Origin of the sequence: Dactylosporangium siamense (assembly GCF_016862795.1) — a bacterium.
Lineage (GTDB): Bacteria > Actinomycetota > Actinomycetes > Mycobacteriales > Micromonosporaceae > Dactylosporangium > Dactylosporangium siamense.
Genome location: NZ_BONQ01000126.1, coordinates 176,526 through 193,735 on the forward strand (window position 1 = coordinate 176,526; position 17,210 = coordinate 193,735).

13 protein-coding genes and 2 pseudogenes are annotated in these 17,210 nt (G+C 70.4%); 8 read left to right on the top strand and 7 right to left on the bottom strand.

Features of this window, described 5'->3' with window-relative positions; all coding sequences use genetic code 11:
• Positions 1 to 8: 8 nt before the first annotated feature.
• Both Dsi01nite_RS40325 and Dsi01nite_RS40330 read left to right on the top strand, forming a co-directional pair.
• Entirely contained in the window at positions 9 to 1,049 is a 1,041-nt protein-coding gene (locus Dsi01nite_RS40325; RefSeq protein WP_203851667.1) for a LacI family DNA-binding transcriptional regulator, read from the top strand.
• Positions 1,050 to 1,164: 115 nt separating this feature from the next.
• Positions 1,165 to 2,202, top strand: a complete 1,038-nt coding sequence (locus tag Dsi01nite_RS40330) for a LacI family DNA-binding transcriptional regulator (protein WP_203851668.1) — start codon at positions 1,165 to 1,167, stop codon at positions 2,200 to 2,202.
• A gap of 110 nt (positions 2,203 to 2,312) precedes the next feature.
• Here Dsi01nite_RS40330 and Dsi01nite_RS59225 read toward each other — a convergent pair.
• The 6 genes and pseudogenes from Dsi01nite_RS59225 to Dsi01nite_RS40360 form a co-directional block, all read right to left on the bottom strand.
• Positions 2,313 to 2,438 (bottom strand): annotated as a pseudogene (locus tag Dsi01nite_RS59225) (IS5-like element ISMt1 family transposase); the annotation flags it as partial.
• 35 nt (positions 2,439 to 2,473) lie between these two features.
• Positions 2,474 to 3,196 (bottom strand): hypothetical protein, encoded by a 723-nt coding sequence (locus Dsi01nite_RS40340; protein ID WP_203851669.1) that lies wholly within the window; start codon positions 3,194 to 3,196, stop codon positions 2,474 to 2,476.
• Positions 3,193 to 5,214: a CHAT domain-containing protein gene (locus Dsi01nite_RS40345; RefSeq protein ID WP_203851670.1), complete on the bottom strand. Its 2,022-nt coding sequence runs from the start codon at positions 5,212 to 5,214 to the stop codon at positions 3,193 to 3,195. Before Dsi01nite_RS40345 ends, Dsi01nite_RS40340 begins: the two co-directional genes overlap by 4 nt.
• A gap of 3 nt (positions 5,215 to 5,217) precedes the next feature.
• Positions 5,218 to 7,047 (bottom strand): caspase family protein, encoded by a 1,830-nt coding sequence (locus Dsi01nite_RS40350; RefSeq protein ID WP_239136523.1) that lies wholly within the window; start codon positions 7,045 to 7,047, stop codon positions 5,218 to 5,220.
• 368 nt (positions 7,048 to 7,415) lie between these two features.
• Positions 7,416 to 8,330 (bottom strand): hypothetical protein, encoded by a 915-nt coding sequence (locus tag Dsi01nite_RS40355; protein ID WP_505661198.1) that lies wholly within the window; start codon positions 8,328 to 8,330, stop codon positions 7,416 to 7,418.
• A 5-nt stretch (positions 8,331 to 8,335) separates the two neighbouring features.
• Positions 8,336 to 9,544, bottom strand: coding sequence for a hypothetical protein (locus tag Dsi01nite_RS40360; RefSeq protein WP_505661199.1), 1,209 nt, complete (start codon positions 9,542 to 9,544; stop codon positions 8,336 to 8,338).
• Here Dsi01nite_RS40360 and Dsi01nite_RS40365 point away from each other — a divergent pair.
• On the top strand, positions 9,447 to 11,816 hold the full coding sequence (locus Dsi01nite_RS40365; RefSeq protein WP_203851673.1) for a CHAT domain-containing protein: 2,370 nt from the start codon (positions 9,447 to 9,449) through the stop codon (positions 11,814 to 11,816). The two genes, Dsi01nite_RS40360 and Dsi01nite_RS40365, sit on opposite strands and share 98 nt — an antisense overlap.
• On the opposite strand, the gene Dsi01nite_RS40370 is transcribed toward Dsi01nite_RS40365, so the two are convergent.
• Positions 11,793 to 13,157 (bottom strand): hypothetical protein, encoded by a 1,365-nt coding sequence (locus Dsi01nite_RS40370; RefSeq protein WP_203851674.1) that lies wholly within the window; start codon positions 13,155 to 13,157, stop codon positions 11,793 to 11,795. The two genes, Dsi01nite_RS40365 and Dsi01nite_RS40370, sit on opposite strands and share 24 nt — an antisense overlap.
• A gap of 210 nt (positions 13,158 to 13,367) precedes the next feature.
• Between Dsi01nite_RS40370 and Dsi01nite_RS40375 the strand changes: the two genes are divergently transcribed.
• The 5 genes and pseudogenes from Dsi01nite_RS40375 (at position 13,368) to Dsi01nite_RS40390 (ending at position 17,038) form a co-directional block, all read left to right on the top strand.
• Complete coding sequence (locus Dsi01nite_RS40375) at positions 13,368 to 14,117, top strand: hypothetical protein (RefSeq protein ID WP_203851675.1); 750 nt, start codon at positions 13,368 to 13,370, stop codon at positions 14,115 to 14,117.
• Positions 14,118 to 14,257: 140 nt separating this feature from the next.
• Positions 14,258 to 15,742: a tryptophan 7-halogenase gene (locus Dsi01nite_RS40380; protein ID WP_239136524.1), complete on the top strand. Its 1,485-nt coding sequence runs from the start codon at positions 14,258 to 14,260 to the stop codon at positions 15,740 to 15,742.
• 182 nt (positions 15,743 to 15,924) lie between these two features.
• Positions 15,925 to 16,047 (top strand): annotated as a pseudogene (locus Dsi01nite_RS59230) (IS701 family transposase); the annotation flags it as partial.
• Between the two features lie 108 nt (positions 16,048 to 16,155).
• Positions 16,156 to 16,809, top strand: a complete 654-nt coding sequence (locus Dsi01nite_RS40385) for a transposase (RefSeq protein ID WP_203851677.1) — start codon at positions 16,156 to 16,158, stop codon at positions 16,807 to 16,809.
• The gene (locus tag Dsi01nite_RS40390; protein WP_203851678.1) at positions 16,790 to 17,038 is read left to right on the top strand and encodes a hypothetical protein; all 249 of its coding nucleotides are present in this window, start codon (positions 16,790 to 16,792) and stop codon (positions 17,036 to 17,038) included. The genes Dsi01nite_RS40385 and Dsi01nite_RS40390 overlap by 20 nt, the downstream gene beginning before the upstream one ends.
• Positions 17,039 to 17,210: the final 172 nt, after the last annotated feature.

Genomic DNA, 17,210 nt, shown 5'->3' on the forward strand with positions numbered 1-17,210 from the left:
GAGCAAGGATGCCGAAGCCGTCGGCACGCACCGGGCGAGTCACCATCGTCGATGTCGCGCAGCACGCCGAGGTGTCCACGACCGCCGTGTCAAAAGTGGTCCGCAACGCCTACGGAGCCAGCCCCGAAATGCAGGCGAAGGTGCGCAAAGCGATCGCCGAACTCGGCTACCGGCCGCATGCCGCGGCCCGCGGCCTGCGCGGCCAGACCTACAGCATCGGCGTGATGCTGCCCAACATCCGCAACCCGTTCTTCGCCGACATCATCGACGGGGCGACCGAGGTCCTCGAGGACGCCGGCTACCAGGTGCTGATGGGCCCCGGCTGCAACGGCGAGGCGGAGGAGGCCCGCGTCACCGAGACCATGATCGACCACAGCATGGACGGCGTCATTCTCATCGCCCCCGTGTCCAGCCGCCAGCATCTCGAACACGTCGCCAGGTCCGTGCCGACCGTCATCGTCGGCCGCCACGGACGCTCGTCGAGCTACGACTCCGTCGCCGACGACGACCTCTCCGGCGCGGCCCTGGTCGTCAACCACCTCGCCGACCTCGGCCACCGCCGCATCGCCCACATCGAGCACCTGGAGACCGACCCCGACCACATCGTCGAGATGCCCAACGCCGTCCGCGCGGACGGCTACCGGCAGGCGATGCGCGCCCGCCGGCTCGACGAGCACATCGATGTCGCCTCCACCACCTACACCCAGGAGGGCGGCTACCTCGGTGCCCAGCAGCTGCTCGCCCGGCTCCACCAGCCGACCGCGATCTTCGCCGGCGCCGACATCGTCGCCATGGGAGCGCTGGAGGCCATCGCCGAGGCCGGCCTCACCGTGCCCGGCGACATCGCCGTCGCCGGCTACGACAACACCATGTTCGCCGGGTTCGCACCCGTCTCGCTCACGACCGTCGACCAGCGCGGGCGCCAGATGGGCAGCACCGCCGCCCGACTCGTCCTGGACCGCATCGCGCAACCCCGCCGGCCCGCGAGCCACATGAAGCTCGCACCGACCCTTATCGCCCGCAGGACCACCGCCGTTCTGCCGCACTGACGCCGCAACGGGGGCTCGCCGTACGGCGCGGCCGCCGACGCCACCGACGTCTGACGACTTGCGCGGACACGCCGATATGCTGGTCATCTCCCACCCACGTCCGAGGAGCCCGCCGATGGAACCGTCAGCACCACCGCGACGGGTCACCATCGTCGACGTCGCCAAACACGCCAAGGTGTCCGTCACGGCCGTGTCCAAGGTGCTCCGCAACGCCTACGGAGCCAGCCCCGCGATGCAGGCGAAGGTCCGCGAGGCAATGGCCGAGCTCGGATACCGGCCACACGCTGCTGCTCGTGGCCTGCGCGGGCAGACGTACACCATCGGGGTCATGGTCCCCGACATCTACAACCCGTTCTTCGCCGACATCATCAGCGGCCTCACCAAGCAACTGCACGGGACCGACTACCAGGTGCTCGTCGGACCTGCCCGCCACGACTACGACAACGAGGCGCTCGTCACCGAGGCCATGATCGACCGCAGCATGGACGGCCTGGTGCTCATCGTGCCGACCTCGACCCCGGCGCAGTTGCAGGCCACCGCCGCGACCGTGCCAACCGTAGTCGTCGGCCGGCACGTCTGCGCCGCGGCGTATGACACCGTCGTCGACAACGACACCGCCGGCGCCGCCCTCATCGTCGAGCACCTCGTCGAACTGGGGCATCGCCGCATCGCCCACATCGAACACGTCGAACGTACGCCGGCACTCATCGCCTCGATGCCCAACACCATCCGCGCCCGCGGCTACCGCCAAGCGATGCAGGACCACGGGCTCGCCGCGCACATCGACGTGATCGCCAGCCGGTACACCCGGGAGGGCGGCTACCTCGGCGCACAGCAGCTGCTCGCCCGCCGGCCGCGGCCGACAGCCATCTTCGCGGGTGCTGACATCGCCGCCATGGGCGTGCTGGAGGCTGTCGCCGAGGCCGGCCTGTCCGTGCCCGACGACATCTCGGTCGCCGGCTACGACAACAGCGTCTACGCCACGCTCGGCCCGATCTCGCTGACAAGCGTCGACCAAAGCGGCCACCAGATGGGCAACCATGCCGGCCGCCTGTTGCTGGAGCGCGTCGCCGACCGGCACCGGCCCTCGACCCTGATCTCCCTGTCCCCGACCCTCGCCGCGCGCCGTTCCACCGCCGCGCCCCCGGCATAGGCCACGCGCCGCCAGGCAGTGACTAGCGGATCTTGGGTACGGTCAGGCACGGCGCGGAGCCAGTCGAGGGTCTCGACGAGGTCCACTGTGGCCTGACAACTCGCCAAGAGCTCGTCGTACCTGGTCGCCAGTCCACGCCACTGCTTGCGCCGGCCGAACCCACGTTCGACCTGGTTGCGGCGCTTGTACCGGTCCGGGTCGAACGCCGGTGGACGCCCGCCGCGTGATCCTTTCCTGGGCCCCAGCTGAACGCGGCGAGCCATCTCAGCCGCTACGGTCCAGGGATCCGGCCGGTGCGGTTCGGTGGGTTCAGCAGCCCGGCTGCGTGCGCCGTGGCCGCGATCCGGCGGCGCAGCTCGTCGTCCGGCTCGCCGCCGGCCCGCAGGCGAGCGACCAGTGACCGGAACGCGTCGTCCAGTTCCCACAGTGCCGGGTCGGCGTCGTCCGCGGCGACGGCGTCGATCAGGACTCGGGCGCTGCGGTCCAGTTCTCGCCGGTACACCTCGACGATGCCGGGCCAGCCCCGATGCACCCAGTCCGGCCAGGCGTCACGCAACTGCTCGGTGTCGACGCACATCCGCAATCGGTGGAACATCACGCCAAGGTCGTAGTAGCGGCGGCGATCCGGGCGCACATGACTGCCGGCGACCTGCAGCAGCAGCTCGAACGTGTCCCGGATCGACCGGCGGCGGCGGTTGAGCGACCGATCGGCGACGATCCGTCGCTGCGTCCACGTGGTCAGGTCCCGGACGGCGTAGTCCGCAGCGTCGATCAGCATGCCCGAAACGCGCAGCTGTCGCAGCTGATACACGGTCCATCGGCGTACCGTCCCGAGTTCCTCGACCGTCTCGGGCGGCAGAGCGAACGCCACGAAGTACAGCTCGCCGAAGATCTCGTAGAACTGCTCCAGGTCGTATCCCAGCCACAGCTCCCATGGCAGCTCCGGCGACGCGGCGGTGGGCGGGTTCAGGTCCCGGTCGACGGACTCGGTCACGGTGCACCGAACAGCTGAAATGCGGTCACGGTAGCTGTGGTGCCCATCGCCTCGCCGGCGTGCCGCAGCGACTCGGCCGGCCGTCCGGTCTCGGCGTAGTGGCGGTGGAAATGGTCCATCAGGTCTGTGGTGAGCGCATCGTCAACCTGCCAGAGTGGGGCGATGACTGTGCGCGCCCCGGCCGCGAGAAGCGCGCCGGGCAGCCCGACGTACTCGGCGCCGGCGAGGATCTCACCGGTTCCGGCGTGGCAGGCGCCGAGCACGACCAGCGCGGCCGACAGTGGCGTTCGACGGACGTCTGCGTACCAGAGCAGCGCGCCATCGGCCAGTCGCAGGCCGGAGTAGTCGGGGTTCTCCGGCAGGTAGAATCCGTGGCACGCCAGATGCACGACGTCCGCCCCGCCGGCCTCCTCACGGTAGCGGTCCGGGGTGGCATCGGCGCCGGTGTACACCGTGGACTCGGCGTAGTGGCGAGCGACCGCCATGCCCTCGCGGCGTGCGTGCGGCAGGGAGCCGTCCGGGTCGGCGACCGCCAGGAGTGTGGATGCCGGCCGGGCCGGGGTCTGAAGGATACGCGCCAGGATGCTCAGGTTCGGCACCCGGCCGACCCGGTAACGTGCGGTCAGGTCGGCCTCGACCGGTGCCGCCCACGCCTCGGCGCCCGGGACCACGAACAGCCGCGCGCCCGGCGCCACCCGCCCGTCTACCCGGCCCTCGGTGATCCCGTCCCGATCGATCAGCCACCTGCCCCGGACCAGCACCGCGTCGCTTTCGTCGAGCAACGCGCGCAGGCGGGCGACGGTCACCGGCGACGGAACCTCTCCGGTCGCACGGATCTGGTGCGCCGCCATGCGCTCCCGGTCACGGTGCCGCCGCAGGCCGACGGTCAGCAGGTGCCGGCTCGCGTCGGTCGGCCGCGCCACGTAGTTGCGCACGAGGTCGTCGAGCGTGCCGTCGCCAGCCGCAGCGGTGGCAGCCAGCAGGGCACGGCTGGCGTTGCGCTCCAGGACGTCAACGGCGTCCGCACCGCTCACGCAGCGCGCCAGCGCCTCATAGACCGGCGTATACACAGTGGACAGTCCACGGTGGATCGCCCCGGACCGGGTCGTCGCCCGTATCCGCTCCGCTCGCGCGGCCAGCTCCTCCAGGCGCTCACGCAGGGCCGGGGACGGCGGCTCCGCAGCGAGGGCGGCCGGCAGGGCGGACAGTTCACCGGCGAAGCCGGTGGCGACAGCCAGACGGTGCTCGCACAGCGGGATCCAGGTCACGGCGTCGGAGCCGAGCCTGGCCGCGTTCTCCAGGCACCACTCCAGCTGGGCGCGGGTGTACTGCGCATCATCGCTCTGCACCGCCCGCACGTAGGTGAACCACCATGGCATGCCGCGCGGATCCACCACACCCAGCCGGCCGATGGTCTCCGTCAGCAACGGTTCGTCGCCGAGCCCGAGCGCGGCCACCAGCAGCCGACGCAGCGCCGCCGCCAGACTGGTGTCGTCCCGGACGCGGGAGAACGCGTGGACGGCGCGGTCCGCGTGGTGGGCCAGCCGTTCGAGGGAACCCGGCGCGGGCCACACCGTGCGCAGGATCAGGTCGCAGAGCATGCCCTCGGCGTGCCCCTCCGACCGCAGGTCACCGGCCTCCCGGCTGGCCTCGGCGGTGCGGACCAGCACCGATTCGGCCTCCTCGACCCGGTCCTGGCCGAGCAGCTCCCGCGCCTGCAGCAGGCCGTCGGCGCCCGCATGCCCGGCCGGCGCTGCGCGCTTCTCGGGTTCCTCCAGCGGCGGCAGCCGGCTCAGCATGCTCCGCAGCGCTTCCAGATAGCCGAGCGAAAGGCCGGACGCTGCGGCGTCTCCGATCAGTTCGCCGACGAAGGCCAGTGCGGCAGGAGAACGTAACGCGGGCTCGATCCGCACCACCTCCGCCGCCTCTGCCGGGCCGGATGCGTGCATGAGGGCGCACACCGCGTACACGGCCTCGTGCCGCGCTTCCAGGCTCTCCTCCAGGCTTGTGATTCGCACTGGTCACGTCCCGCACGCGCAGACCGTGCCACCCGGGCACAGCACGAACGTCACCTGTCGTATCGCAAACCGCGCCGTTTCCGTCGCGGTCCGGAATTCGCGGGTGCCGGAGCGCAGCAGCGCGGCGAGCGTGCCGCCGGCGCCCGGGCCGTCCCGCTCGTTGACCCCGTCCCGAGCGAGTCTGCGCAGGTCCTGTGGCGCGTCGGAGAAGACCGCCACGAGTGTCTCGCAGCGAGCGGTATCCGCCGGGACCGCCTCCGGCCAGAAGAGCTCCAGGCCCGGGTCCAGCCCGCCGGGTCGCTCGCCGATGGCCCGGCTGCTGCCGGGGGCGAGCGCCATCCCTGCCGGTTCGGCGTCGTTCAGGATCGTGACCCGGCCCGCAAGACCCACGTCGAGCACGCTCGCGTAGACGGTGGCCGACGCGTCCGGACCGCTGGCCAGCGCGATCCGGATCCGGTCACCCGGGTGCAGGACCGCGCCGTCCGTGACCGGCCCGGCGGCGCCGCCGAGGCGCAACTCCACGGGTGCGTCCAGGTCGCCGGGCTCGTTACCGAGGCTGCGCAGCCGAGCCGAGGTCGCGAGGCCGTCGACGGAGCGGCGCAGCCGGTCCAACCCGAGCAACGGGTCGCGGTGCAGGAGGAGACCGGCGCCGTCGTGGAGCAGGTATCCGGCGGAGACCGTCACAATCGCCGCCTCGTCGCCCTCCGTCACGACGCGGACGCCCGGAATCGAGGTCAGGGTCGCGACGGCCGCGTCGTCCACTGTGGCGACCCGCACGCAAATGTCCTGCCCGGTGCTCCGCCAGGGGTGCGCGACCCCCTCGATCGTGACCCCGCTGGGAGCCGTCAGCGCAGCCGCCGACCCTTCCAGGCGGCTGACGCGGACGATGTGCGCGGCCGCGTCCGGGAGCCGTCCGGCGGCGGAGAGCAGCAGTTCGTCGCCGGTGCGAATGCCGTGCACGCGGGCACCGTCGATCCACGCCTGGCCCGTCACCTTGTCCACCCGGACGGGATGCGGACGCTCGGACAGGCGCACGGCCGTCGTGAACGCCAACCGGTCTGCGGGGCCCGTTGCCTCCGGGCGCTGCAGCGGGTTGCGGGCCATGATCGGTGGACGGGCCCGATCGATCGCTTCCGCCCAGGTCACGTACGGGTCGTCGCGCAGGATCGGCAGCAGCGCAGCGGTGAGGTAACCGTGGCGCCGGCGGAGCTCCCGGGACCAGCCCTCCATCGCGAGCTCCAGGGAACCGCATGCCACGACCCGCACCGCATCGGGGTTGGCATCGTTCCACGGCGCGTCCGGAAACGCGGCCGCCAACCGGCCGAATGCATCCGCCGCGTCCTGCCACCGCCGTGTCACGGCCGCGACCGGCCAGTCCGCCTCCCAGCCGCGCGCCCGCGGGCCCTCCTCGCCGCGCGCCATCCGCGACGAGTAGCAGCAGTCCAGGATCGCGGTCACGTTCGGGCTCCGCAGCGTCAGCCGCCACAGCAACACGCTCAGCTCGTCCGCCAGGATCCCCCGGAAGTCCTCCGGCCCGGACTCCTCCACGTCGGTCGGCATCAGGAACCGCAGTTCCGGCGGGGCGCCCGGCAGGTCCGTCGTCGCGCGCCCACCGTGCCCGGAGTAGTAGAAGACGGCGCCGTCCCCCGGCTCGGTCGCCGCGATCAACGCTTCGAACGCTTCCAGCACCCCGGCCCGGGATGCCGTGTCCGCCCGCAACGAGGTGACCGCGAAGCCGCGTGACTTCAGCACATCCACGGCCAGGTCGGCGTCGTTGTGGCAGCCGTTCAGCCCGAGGATCTGACTCGCGATGACCAGGGCGCGATCCGTCACGTCGCTTCACAGTCCTTACGGTCGGCGGCATCGTGCGTGGCAAGAATATGAATCGCGCAGGGCCGCATTGTGCTCGCGCGGCGTTGTCGGGCCGAACGATTCCCGGTTCGGCACGAACGGGCGGCCCGTTCCGGGCAGCCCGGTCCGTCAGTTGCTGGACGCAGGAGGTGAGGCTCGTGAAATCCAGCGGCAACGCGCGGCGGCGTGACGTGGCGCAGGCCAGGTTTCGTCCCGCCTGCCATGACTGACGCGGTGCGCAAAGCGCTGAGCGGATCAAGCCGCTGAGCGGCTGCGTGGTCGACAATTGTCCGCAGTAGGACGTTCCGCGGCAGCTCCCCCGACCGAGTGCGACGACCGCGGCCACCACATCATCGGGGATGCAGGAGAGCATCGTGCAAACGGCGCAGTGCCCGGATGGCGGCACGGAGCTCCTGGAGCAGTTCGAAGGTACGGGAGGGGGCGACGTACGGGTTGGCCGCGGTGGCAAAGCCGATCGTGTCGATGGTGCAGCCGAACCTCAGGCCCAGGGTCCGCACCGCGTCGAGGTGTTGGAACGGCACGAACAGGTCAGTGGTCACCAGCAGCAGGCGGGCGCCAGCCGCTGGTTGGGTGACCAGGTCGGCCCAGCCGGTGTACCCGTCGGCTGTGTTGGCTCGGATGCCCGGACGGGTGGACGGGACGGCGAGCACATGCATCTGCGGGGTCGCGTCGAGATAGCTGCGCACCCACCAGTCGGGTCCGCTGCGAGGTTCGACCGGGCCGGCGGGCCGGAACGTGGCGCGCAACGTCTCGTGAACCGCGTCCCCCTCCGTCGGACACGATCGCAGGCCAAGCTTCCGAGCGGCTCCCCCTTGGTGGTCGAGGACACGCAGGCTGCCCAAACCAGCCACCGTGGAGGTGTGGACGCCCGAGCGGACAATGTCGGCGGCGAAGGTCGACCGGGCCATCATCGTGCGGACGCCGCCGCCGAGCACGAGAAGGTGGTCGTACGAGGTGTCCTGGGGCTTCCTGCGGTCGGCCAGGCCGAGGGCGGTGGTCGTCGTGCGGATCAGGGCGTCCAGGTCGGCGGGGAATGTCTCGCCCGTCGTCGCGATCCGTTCTCGGCCTTGCCGGTAGTCCCAGCGGTCGGAGTAGCTGTCGGCCAGAGCGAGGCTCTCGGTCAGCGGCGCCCCGGGTAGCGGCGGGAAGCCGAAGGCGTCCAGCAGGGCGGTCATGGCCGGTGAGGTAAGCCACCTGACCATGCCGTCAGCATCAGCGGTCGGCAGTGGTTCGGTGGTGTACATGGAACTCACCAGGCGGCGGCGCTGCCGTTGACGGATCGGTGCAGCTGGCGCATGGACAGAATGGCGGAGCGGATTTCCTGCAGGTAGCGGTCGGGGTCGGTGGCGCCCGGGGCCATCGCGATCGTGGCCCGCGCCGGGTCGAAGCCGATGGTGTCGATCCCGCATCCGTGCCGCAGGGCGAGCACCCGGATCGCGTCGGCGTGCTGGAAGGGGACGTAGATCGGTGAGGTGACGACCAGGATGCGGTCGGCCGGGGTCAGCCGGACCCGCTGTGCCCAGAACGCGTAGGTGTCCGAGGTGTTCGCGCGGCGGGTGTCCGGCTCGTTCGACGGGGCGGCGAGGATGTGGACCGCGATGTCGGCGGCGGCGTAGGTACGGGTTTCCCAAGCGCTGTGCGTGTCGGAGTCGCCGGACGACTCCCTGTCCGGTGGGGTGTCGATGTCGAACCCGGTGCGCATCCCGACATCCATGGCGTCGATCTCGTAGGGGCTGTCGGCGAGGCCTGGGACGGCCCGCTCCATGTCGTTCAGCCGGCGAAAACTCCCCAGGGCGGCCAGCTCACCGATGATCGTCGCCTGCTGCCGGACCAGCCGTGCGGCGTACTCCGTGCGCTGCAGGCACGCCCGGGCGAGCCCGCCGAGGACCAGCAGATACCGGTACTTCGAATGCGGTGGCGGCTGCGGAGTGACCAGTTGCAGTGCGGTCGCCGCTCGGTGGATCAGGTTGGCGGTCTCCGGGTCGAAGGTCGGCGCGACGACCTGGTCGCGTTCGTGGTCCCGCTCCCGGAAGTCCCAGTGCTCACCGGAGAAGTCGCCGAGCCAGTCCAGCATCGTCGCCGTCGATCCCGCCGGCAGCGAACCCCCGAACGCCGCGACGAGCGCCTTCATCGGCGGGGACGAGATCCATCGATGGATTTCCTCGTCCACCGCGTCCGGAACAAAATGTGGTGCGCAGACCGGAATCGGCACGGACGCGAAATCAACCACGTTTCCTCCGCTGCTCGGGGGCTGGCAGCGCAATGATAGAAGGCCACCGGGTTCCGTGTGTCTCTGACGGACGGCCTGGCTGTCCGTCAGGATGGGACATGACCGCTCCGGCGCGCAGCGATGTGACGACGTGACTGAGCTGCCCCGCCCCTCCGTTGACGTCCAGCGCGTCCTGGCCCGCGACGATCTGATCATGTTGGCGGTCGACGCCGATATGGCGGTCGGCATCGTCCGCCAGCGGGAGGCGCTCGCACGCAAGAGCGCGGCCGAGAAGAGTCTGTTCTCGGTGGCACTCGAGCACCACCTTCGGGCTGCCTGCGACGGGGGCGATGAGTGGTCGATCCGCGCGCTCGCGTGGCGGCACGCTGGCGTCATCGTCCGGTTCAGTGCTTTGGTCGGGATCCCGGTGACGATGCCGACGGGCGTGTCATACACAACGACCCAGATGCACACGAACTCGTTGCGACAGCTGGAAGACGAGGCCACCGCCGACGATCCCGACGCGCTGCCCCTCGACCTCCCCCTCTACACGATGCACCGGTATCGCGTGTCCCGTGACCTTCGGCTGACCGGTGACACACACGCGGCGCTGGCGTCTGTCGGCAACGACGCGCTGAACGGCACGGGCGCCGAACCGCTCATGGGACATCTGATGTATGAGATGGGCGCGGCCTACATCGCCACCGGACGAGCTCAGGCGGTAGAGGCGGCGTTGCAGGACAAAGACGCGTACTTCTCAGGGCCTCGGGCTTCGGGTTTCTCCACCCGCTATCGGTGCAACTTCATCCGGGCGATGAGTTGGTGGGAGACCGGCGACGACCGTGCCGGTGACGAGCTGCGCGAAGCCCTGCGGCTTGCCCGCAGAAACGACCCGGCACGCGCAGCCGACGCCGATGAAGCGCCGGAGGCCGGCATCAGCCTGCTGTCGATCACGCTGGCCGCCGCCGAGTACCTGGCCGGGCCCGATCGCTCGGCCGAGGAGCACGCCGAGGCCCTCGGTCTTTGTCGGCAGGCCTTGCACATCGCCGAGCACGCGCGCGGCCGCTGGCGGGTGATCGCGCGCTCACGGGCGCCGCTCGCCGTCGTCTTCCAGCGCATCTATGGCGACATCGCCCTGCTCGCAGCGCGGCTGCCGGGAGCGGAGGCGGCCGAAGTGGGCTTGCGGGTCGCGCTGGCGGCCAAGCAGACCGGTTTCGCCGCGCAGCTCCGCACCGGCGATCACCAGCTGCTCAGCCCGGGGGTTCGGAACATCATCCAGGACATCATCCAGGTCGAGTCCGACCACCGGACGCGCCTCGTATCCACTGCCGAAACCGACGAGAAGCTCCTGCGGCTGCGGTTCGAGCTGCAGGAGGCGGTGTCGCCGATGCTCGCCGACACCGTTCTGCCACCGCCCGTGGACCTGTCCGTCCTCACCAAGATGATTGGCCCAAGGTACGCACTGGACTACCTGGAACTGCCCGACAGCCTTGCCACGACACACCTGTTCCGGTCGCTTGTCCGGCCGGGCAACCGGCTCACCTTCGAGCGGTTCGACCCTGACCCTTTCCACGCGCGGTTCTTCGAGTACGCCCGCCGCCACGGTGCGCTGGCCAGAATGCTGTACGACGTGCAACGGCACCGGGAACTGGCCAAGGACATCACACACGACGTCGAGTACAGCGAGGCCGTCGGCCCGCCCGGTGCTTTCGACTGGCGGCACCTCGCGGACGACATCCTGCCCGAGGACCTGCGGTTGGATCTGGTGGCGGACCGGCGTAAACCACTCGAACTCGTCATCTCGGCGCATTCCTGGCTGAGCCTGGTGCCGTGGCCGGCACTGCGCCTCGTCAGCACCGACGGCACACGAATGCGAGTCGTCGAGAACGCCGTCGTTACGCAGACACCGTCCCTGACCTGCCTGCAGCACGGGTCCCCGCCGCCGGTCAGCGGCCGGGCGCTCATCCGGCTCGTCGGGGGCGACGGAGGCGTCGACATTCGAGCCGAACGCGGCGCGTGGGGCCTGCCGGAAACGACTGACTCGGTCCCGCTGAGCGCATGTGACATCGGGTCTGCCGAGCTACCGACGGCGATCTCGCGACTCGAAGACTCGCTCGGGCGGTGGGGCTTCGTGCACTTCGCCGCGCACGGGGACGGCACCGGCCTGACGCAGAACCTGCTGTTTCCCGAGGCTCACCTGTCGTTCGGCAACGCCCTGACACTGCGCTGGCCGAGCTCCATCCTGATGGCCTCCTGCCACGTCGGGCAGGTCATCAATGTCACCGAGGCCGAACCGCTCAACCTGGTGATGGGCCTGCTCAGCGGCGGCGCGCGATGTGTCGTCGCCGGAATCGCCGCCGTCGACGACCAGGGGACCGGTGAGGCGGCCAGCCGGATCGTACGGGCGATCCGCGAGCGATCCGTGTCGCTCGACGTCGCCCTGCGCGATGCTCAACTCGCTGCCGTCAAAGCCGGTGCCCAGGAACGCGAGTGGGCGCTACTGGCTGCCTATACGCAGTGAACGGCGCGACGCGGCGATCTCCAGGGCCTCCCCGACCAGATCCCGCCGGCCCGGCTCGCCGGCAAAGCGCCCGAGCTCGAACCAGGTCCGGCGCCAAGCCTGGTAGCCATCGCCGTCGCCTGTTTCGGTCAGCGACCGCAGGGCGATCACCGACTGGACGAACAGTGGCAGGGTCGCTGCGCCGATGGCGCTGCCGTGGTTGGGGCCACCGGCGCCGTCCTTGCTCGCCAGCCACACCGACATGACCTCCACCGCATGGTCGTCCAATGGGTCCGGTTTGAGGCACGGAGCGAACGTCTCGAGGGACGGCAGCGAGTGGCCCGGCACCAGCAGCGCGAGGTTGAGCCGCAGCTGCACCAACGCGCGCTGGTGCGCCTGTGCCAGCGGCACCGTGCGCCCGGCATCGTCGATCACCAAGGCCTCGATCATCCGGTACGCCCGCGTGAACAGGCCGAGGAGCGCCGATCGCTCCGCACTCCAGGTTGCCGCGCGCGTCGGCTTCCGACCAGCCGCCTCCATCGCCGGGCCGAGGGCCAGGAACAGCAGGATCGCGCGAGCCGTCATGATGCCGGGATTCCGCGCACCGGTCACCATTGACAGCCGGAACTCGTCAACACGGAAAGCCGGAGGATAGGTCTCCCTGATCCGTTTCGCGGCACCGAGCGCCCGCTCTCCGGTGTTGACTGCGTTCGCCAGGCTCCCGTACATCCGCTGCACCCACTGCTGCTCATCCTCGTCCGCGAACTGCTCGCTCCATCGGCCAATGACCCGCTCGGCGGTCCGGCAGGCGGTGCCGGTCTCCGCTAGGGCAATCTGCAACACCACCTCGTCCAGGTCGATCAGGTAGCGAACCCGGTCGGGGTGGTTGCCGTGCGAGTCGACACAGACCTGGTGCCGCTCTGCCACCTCAAGATGGACGATGTATGCCTCGTCGTAACCCTCCTCTGTGTCGCGTTTGGATTCCGCGAGGGCGTGTGCGCGGATCCCGCCGAGCGCCCTACCAGCGAACTCCGGCCAGACCAGGCCACGCGCCGCGTTTGCCAGGTGTTTGACCTGGCGGTACGCGCAGACGCTGGGAATGCGACGCGCCTCGTCCAGCGACTCGAAGGCCGCTTTGATCTGCTGGAGCGCCTGCCATGACGCTTCATAGATCAGCCAACCCATCAGGGGCAGCCGCTCCAGCAGCGGTGGCGGTGGCACCTGCGGCACCGGGTTCACGAAGAACTCGTCGCGGTAGGACTGCACATCTACCCTGATCTGCTCGACGACGTCATCGTCGGTTTCGCGGCCGTTGTACCGGAAGTCCTCGCAGAGCTTACGCAGTTCCTCGACGCCAAGCATGGCAATGACTCCTGTCGCTCGGTGACCGTCCGCCAGGCCTTTTGTGTCCGTCAACTGCTGACGGACACACGAGATGGAGGGCTCGCCATGCTGACCGCCAGCAGTCCGATTTGCGCTCCGACTCGGGCTCGGCGCGGCCGGCGCGCTGTTCGTCCTCGGCTTCCGAAAACGCCGTCCCGGGTCCGGCACCTTCTCGCGTACTGTGCGCGCATGGCATCCCGCCCTCGCCTCCGCCCCTGGTCCGGCGACCCGCTCTGGCAGACCTGTCTCGCCGCCGTGGTCGTGTTGCTGGCGATCGGGGTGCTCCTGCTCTGGGTCGTCGGCCTGGTGCGCGGGTACGTCAGCATGGTGGCGGAGGCGCCGCTGCTGGCGGCCGTCTGCACCGCGATCGGCGTGGTCGTCGTCGTCGGCGCCGGGCGGGCCTACCGCTGGCTCGCGTCCACGCACCAGTCGATCCCGAACCGACGGCCCGACGTCCACCTCGCCCGGCACGAGCTGCCCGGCTACCGCGCGCTGCTGACCACGCTGGACCGGCAGGCGGGCCGGGCCGCCGCCGACGCGTTCGCCGACCTCGTCGACCACTCGGCGGCGATCAACGGCCTGATCTTCCACGCCCGCCGCCGCGACCTGCGCGCAGAGCTGCAGCCCTTTGCCGATCGCGTACTCGCGGCAGCGCCGCGCCCGGACCCCGTCGCGTCGGCGCTCGCCAGCCTGCACGAGGACGGTCACGTGCGTGAGGCGGCGGTCGCCGGGATGGCGGCGCGGCCGCTGCCCGAGCACGTGCCGTTCCTTGTCGAGCGTGCCGTGGACTGGGTCGAGCCGGTGCGGGTCCGGGCACTGCGGGTGCTGCGCGACCTGCTCGCCGCCCATCCGGACCGCTACCGTCCGCTCATCGCCGGTGCACTGCCGCGGGTCGCCGCGCGCCGGCACGCCGCCGGCCTCGCCGGCCTGGTGGACTGAGGCGTGTTTGGAGAGTCGTTGAAGGGTCTGTTCGCGACGATCGAGCGGCACTGGAGGGGCACTGGCGATGGGTGCCACCGGCCGCGCGGGCCGTGCCACGATCGGCCATTCGGAGTATGCCTGCCGTTTGGGGGTTACCGGTGGAGAGTCGCGAACAGTTCGACGTCATCGTGGTGGGCGGCGGCCCGGGCGGCTCGACGCTGTCGTCGCTGGTGAGCATGCGGGGCGCCCGCGTGCTGCTGCTCGAGCGCGAGGTCTTTCCGCGGTACCAGATCGGAGAGTCGCTGCTGCCCTCGACCGTGCACGGCGTGTGCCGGCTGCTCGGCGTGGCCGACGAGCTGGCCAAGGCCGGGTTCCCGGTCAAGCGGGGCGGCACGTTCCGGTGGGGTTCGCGGCCCGAACCGTGGACGTTCTCGTTCGCGGTGTCGCCGCGGATGGCCTCGCCGTCGTCGTTCGCCTACCAGGTCGAGCGGGCCAAGTTCGACAAGATCATGCTGGACAACGCGGCGCGGCTCGGCGTCGACGTGCGTCAGGGCTGCACGGTGCACGACGTGCTGGACGACGGCGAGCGGGTGCACGGCGTGCGGTGGACCGACGCCGACGGTAACGAGCGCCTGGCCGAGGCCCGGTTCGTGGTCGACGCGTCCGGCAACACGAGCCGCCTGCACACCCGCGCCGGGGGCCGGCGCGAATACTCCGAGTACTTCCGCAGCCTCGCCCTCTTCGGCTACTTCGAGGGCGGCAAGCGCCTTCCCGAGCCGAACTCCGGAAACATCCTGTCCGTCGCCTTCGACAGCGGCTGGTTCTGGTACATCCCACTGAGCCAGACCCTGACGAGCGTCGGCGCGGTCGTGCACCGCAGCATGGCCGAGAAGGTCCAGGGCGACCCGGAGCGGGCGCTGGCCGCCCTGATCGCCGAATGCCCCCTGATCAGCGAGTATCTGGCGGACGCCACCCGCGTGACCGAGGGCCGCTACGGCCAGATCCGCGTGCGCAAGGACTACTCCTACCACAGCACCCGCTTCTGGCGTCCCGGCCTGATCCTCGTCGGCGACGCCGCATGCTTTGTCGACCCGGTCTTTTCTTCAGGGGTGCACCTGGCAACCTATAGCGCCCTGCTGGCCGCACGGTCGATCAACAGCATTCTGGCCGGCACCGTCGAGGAGGGCCCGGCGCTGCAGGAGTTCGAGGCGCGCTACCGCCGCGAATACGGCGTCTTCTACCAGTTCCTGATGTCCTTCTATCAGATGAACCGCAACGAGGACTCGTACTTCTGGGAGGCCAAGCGGGTCACCCGCAGCGAGCACCGCACCGAGCTCCAGGCCTTCGTCGAGCTCATCGCCGGAGTGTCCTCGGGCGAGTCGGCGCTCACCGACGCCGACACGTTCGTCCAGAACTTCACGATGCGCGCCGACGAACTGGAGGTCGCCGTCGACAAGCTGTCCGACGGCGACAGCGGCAGCGCGGCGATGCTCCGGTCGTCGGTGGTGCGTGGCGCGATGTACGAGGGCTCGCAGGTCCAGATGCGTGCGCTGCTGGGCACCGACGCTGCCCGGGAGGCCGCGATGTTCCCCGGCGGCCTGGTGTCGTCGCTGGACGGCCTCTCCTGGGAGTACCAAGCTTGATACTGCAACGCGGTTCGTGACCCGTGCCGGCGGTCGTTCGTTTGTCCTATGTGGTCAGTGCTGTGCTGGTTGAGGCATGGGACGTTGACTGTGACGATCTGTTCGCGCGGGTCGCGAACCGGTTCTCGCGGGTGGAGCCGCGTCGGCGGGCGGGAGTGCCGTTCGCATGATTCACCGCAGGGGTGGCCGCCGAGCTACACACCCACGCTGCGGTCAAGACATTGGTCGGCACGGTGCCGGCCGGTGCGTGGCGGCGGATGTCGTGCGGTGACGGGGCGCTCGGGCCACGGGTGTACGACCGGGCGTGACGACCGATCCGCCGCGGGAGCTGGAGCTGGCTGGGGCTGAGGCGGCGGATCTGGACCAGCGGGTGCGGGCGTGTGACCGGCTGACGATGGCCGCGGCGGAGCAAGGTGCGGATCAAGGACCTGGTCCGGCAGGTGATGCCGTGCACCCCGCTCACCGGTGACCTGGGCCACGCCGACCTGGCCATGCTGGAACGTCTCGCCGACCCGCGGGCGCTGCTCAAGGCGGGCCTGGCCAGGTTGACCGCGGTGATCGTGAAAGCGTCGAACAACCATCAAGGACAGGCTCGGGCCGAGCAGTGGCTGACCGCGGCGCAGGCCGCGGTCGACCTCTACGGCACGCATCCGGCGGTGGCGTTCACCGACCTCGCCGCGGAGATCGCCACCGAGGTGCGGCTGCTCCGCGCCGTCGGCGTCGAGTTGGCCGCGCACGCCGCGGAACGGGAGACGTGCTACCGGTGGACCGACCCCGCGCAGCTGGCCCGGACGCTGCCCGGTCTGGCCCTGGTCGGTGGCCCGGCGGTGACCGCGGTCATCGGTCGACCCGGCCGGTTCCCCACCGCCGCGCACTTCAAGTCCTACCTCGGCCTCGCTCCACGCGCGTCGGAGACCGGCAACACCGACCGCACAGGCGAACCCATGTCCAAAGCGGGGTCCCCGACTGGCCCGCTCCACCCTCATCCGCGCCGCGGACCGGGCCCGCAAACAAGACCCCCAACTCGCCAGGGTCTACCACCAGCAGATGGTCGAACGCGGCGCTGAGCACCTCAAAGCACTCTGCGTCGTCGCCGGCCGGCTCGCCGAACGACGCTGGACCGTCATGCACCGCGGCATGCCCTCCGTCATCTGCGACACCGACGGCAACCCCGTCACGCCCGACCAGGCGAAAACAATCATCGCGGAGCACTGGACCGTCACCGAGGATGTCCGCCGCCGACGCCGCAGCAGCAAAAGCGAAGGCGGGAAGGCCCCTCAGCAAGCCGGGCCTTGACACCAGATCCCCGACAGGAATCAGAGGCGGTGCTCCTCGTAGTCGTCTTCCTCCCCGTCCGCCCCGACGGCGGCGCGCTTCACCACGAGCGCGAGCCCGGCGACCGTCGGAGCGTCGAACACCGCCGCCACCGGCACCTCCACGTCGAACACCGCCCTGATCCGCGACACCA

What these genes read in the sequence shown, in the direction of transcription:
- Dsi01nite_RS40325 (WP_203851667.1), top strand. Translation starts at nt 9, where the DNA reads ATGCCGAAGCCGTCGGCACGCACCGGGCGAGTCACCATCGTCGATGTC.
- Dsi01nite_RS40330 (WP_203851668.1), top strand. Translation starts at nt 1,165, where the DNA reads ATGGAACCGTCAGCACCACCGCGACGGGTCACCATCGTCGACGTCGCC.
- Dsi01nite_RS40355 (WP_505661198.1), bottom strand. Translation starts at nt 8,330, where the DNA reads ATGTACACCACCGAACCACTGCCGACCGCTGATGCTGACGGCATGGTC.
- Dsi01nite_RS40360 (WP_505661199.1), bottom strand. Translation starts at nt 9,544, where the DNA reads ATGCCGACCGCCATATCGGCGTCGACCGCCAACATGATCAGATCGTCG.
- Dsi01nite_RS40370 (WP_203851674.1), bottom strand. Translation starts at nt 13,157, where the DNA reads ATGCTTGGCGTCGAGGAACTGCGTAAGCTCTGCGAGGACTTCCGGTAC.
- Dsi01nite_RS40375 (WP_203851675.1), top strand. Translation starts at nt 13,368, where the DNA reads ATGGCATCCCGCCCTCGCCTCCGCCCCTGGTCCGGCGACCCGCTCTGG.
- Dsi01nite_RS40390 (WP_203851678.1), top strand. Translation starts at nt 16,790, where the DNA reads ATGGTCGAACGCGGCGCTGAGCACCTCAAAGCACTCTGCGTCGTCGCC.